Consider the following 2,375-nt stretch of genomic DNA (forward strand, 5'->3'; position numbering starts at 1 on the left):
GTCGCCATGGTCGGTGCCGCCATCATCTTGTGTTGTATGACTAACAGCTTCCGGGCCCAAGAAAACCCGCTCGCCATCTGTATCCGGCCCACTCCATTCAAGTGAGAGAACCTGAAGCCCACCTCTTTCAAAGTAGAGCATCTCAAAGGGAACTACACCTGGCTGCAAATCAAGCGTAACTGTTTGTTGCCGCGCCGCATGCAGTCCGTCATTATCGATGACCGCGGCTCCATCAATTGAAAAACTAGAGCCATCATCAGAAGTCAGGTAGAATGTATAGCTACCCCCCTTCTCAATATGAAGATCCCCCGAAATTCTTGCTGCAAAGTTGTCATTTACGCCGCCTTCCCAAAAGGGTTCGCTTCCTCGCGCCTTAGTATATGAAACGGTCGCAAGTGCTTCGGTGTGCGATGCAACCCCGGTGAAATCTATCTGGTCAAGATTGGATACCGGGCCTTCCAACTCAAAGAACTCCGCCTTAAAGCCACTGGTTTTCTGAGAAACTTTGTTCATTCCGCCCTCGAAGTTGAAAAGATCTGTTCAACCCCAACGGTAAGAAGTTTTGATTTCGCGATCGTTAACTTTCAACCATCGCAATCAACTAAGAACATCAAGTTTTAGGGAAGTTACAGAGAGTCAAAAAGGTTTCGCCACGGTCTAAAACGATTCTGTAAATTCAAGTTCTTTGCATCGAATTGGCTCGCCCGAAGATATGTTCGAACTGATTGAATACTTTCAGCAAAAATGCCCGATTTTGGGATGGAGGACTTACTATGGCGAGCGAAGAACGCGAAATTCTGCTCAAACTTAGAGTGCAAAGCCTGCAAATTGAAAAGAACCCTACACTCGCAAAGAATGTTGGTACTTCAGATTTGCGCGACCCTGTTTCGGGAATTGGCCGGATATACTTTAGAAGAACAGTGAAGACACATGGTGTAATTCCGAAACGAATTCAATGCGCTCAATCAATTCAAAATTCTCATATGCCTGCGAATATGGCGAATTTCTGTCGATCATTGGCCTTCAATCGAAATGGTTTCCTTAGCATCGGCCTTAACGTCCAAACCCTTCAATTCAGGAAATGGTCTAATAGCTTCGTCATAGTTATATGGCAACGAATCAAACCATCTCATTGAGCTAGCGATGGCAATGGCCTGAAACACAGTCTCAACATTTAGCTTGTTGCGAATAGACGTTTGCAAAGCTTTGTTTCCTCCAAAGTTTGGCGTAACCAATAGCGCCTTTTCAGGATGAGGATTTGTTGCCAGCATATGTAAGAAACGGAGCTCATTGGTCGAAAGAGCCTCAGCGGTCAAATCACTATTGGCAGATACTTGACAAAAACATTCGATCGCCAATCGCGCAATCACAGATAAATCGTGCTTATTTAATCTAATGGTTTCTCGAACTTTCGATTCTGCGCCCCCTGAAGAAAAGCTGACCCCTAGTCGCGCGCCGCTCGGGCGAGTGAGTGCAAAGCAAATTCCATTTCGCCCGATTCGATAACTATCCAATTCTCTCCAAAAATCCTGAACCAAGGGGCTCTCACTCTTGATCTCAGAGAAAAGGAAGTGTCCGTCTTTCTCTTCTGCACAGGTGTATATCGGATCAACGAATTGATACCGTTCCTTTTCGTAGCGTTTGAGCCATTCTTTGCTATAAGACGTGCATAGCCTCGATCCAAATCCGGGCTCGTCACCTTGCTTAATCACAAACAAGCAAAAATGCTGAAAACCAATACTGGTTGTAGCTCTCCACAAAAGTCGAGACAACTCGCTCAATTCCGAGCAGAATGAAATTTCGTCAGCGATGGATTCAAACTCTTGTGTGCGGAACTGAGTAACATCTGAAGCCTCCATAATCCCAGCTACTCTCTTCAATCCAGATCGAACGTGCTCCGGCAACTGACGCTGGCCATCCATTGCATCTTCAATCAAAACTCGTATCCAGTGTGACATGTTGTTTTCCGTCGCTTTTCGTAAGAACCATCTACCCGCAGTGGTTAAAATTCGCTGAAGTTTCATTTAAAAAGCTGGAGGAAAGATGATGGACGCAGCAGCTGATTTTTGATTAGTGAGTCCGAGCATCAGATTCCAGATTCCCAAAGTACTTTTTTTTGCTTATAGATCGGGTTCGCGCCTGTAGTTTGTTGCTTTTGGCCCCCCAATGGTCCGGGCGGTCCTCTCCACTGAAGTGGGACGATCCTTTAGTTAGAAAACGGGGGATCAAATATGGGTATCAAGTGACCCGGTAATCTCCCCATTTTTAGAGGGGCGCGTCAGTAGAATCTAAGCTGCCTTCAGTTTTTGTATCGGGGTTATCCCGCCGATCCCCATGTTTGGTCTTTCGTTGTTGTATGTCCATAGCCAATGAGT

Annotated in this window: 2 protein-coding genes; both read right to left on the reverse strand. The window is 45.8% G+C overall.

Annotated elements, in window-relative coordinates:
- Window positions 1-513, reverse strand: a 513-nt coding sequence (locus ACOTTU_RS24865) for a PA14 domain-containing protein (RefSeq protein ID WP_425662207.1), incomplete at its 3' end; no start/stop codon positions are given.
- Between the two features lie 500 nt (window positions 514-1,013).
- Window positions 1,014-2,024 (reverse strand): autoinducer binding domain-containing protein, encoded by a 1,011-nt coding sequence (locus ACOTTU_RS24870; protein ID WP_425662209.1) that lies wholly within the window; start codon window positions 2,022-2,024, stop codon window positions 1,014-1,016.
- Window positions 2,025-2,375: the final 351 nt, after the last annotated feature.

Origin of the sequence: Roseobacter sp. EG26 (assembly GCF_049830555.1) — a bacterium.
GTDB lineage: Bacteria > Pseudomonadota > Alphaproteobacteria > Rhodobacterales > Rhodobacteraceae > Roseobacter.

Excerpts from the sequence above, each read along its gene's own strand:
- ACOTTU_RS24870 (WP_425662209.1), bottom strand. The coding sequence starts at position 2,024 with ATGAAACTTCAGCGAATTTTAACCACTGCGGGTAGATGGTTCTTACGA.